Annotated in this window: 1 protein-coding gene; it reads left to right on the top strand. The window is 75.2% G+C overall.

The genetic code is table 11. The features are described 5' to 3' along the window. Positions 1 to 274, top strand: a 274-nt coding sequence (locus FLQ44_RS08200; RefSeq protein WP_147693973.1) for a PfkB family carbohydrate kinase, incomplete at both ends; no start/stop codon positions are given.

The raw sequence follows: 274 nt of genomic DNA, 5'->3' as shown, positions 1-274 counted from the left end.
GCGCGGGCTCGATGCGCCTGCGGCCGATGCGCTGGCGGCGCTGGAGGATGCAGCCCTGCATGCGCTCTGCCGAGCGCTGCATGTGGGGACGGTGGTGGTGACGCTGGGTGGCCACGGCGCCTTCGTCTCGCATGCGACCGCGTCCCTGCGCGGTGACGCGCAGCCGCACTACCGCAGCGCGCCCGAACGCGTGCAGCCCATCGACACCACCGGCGCCGGCGATGCCTTCAGCGGCGCGCTGGCGGCCGCACTGGCGAATGCGCCGGATGCGCCC

Origin of the sequence: Vogesella mureinivorans (genome assembly GCF_007644035.1) — a bacterium.
GTDB classification, from domain to species: domain Bacteria; phylum Pseudomonadota; class Gammaproteobacteria; order Burkholderiales; family Chromobacteriaceae; genus Vogesella; species Vogesella mureinivorans.
This window is presented reverse-complemented; position numbering and strand designations above follow the sequence as displayed.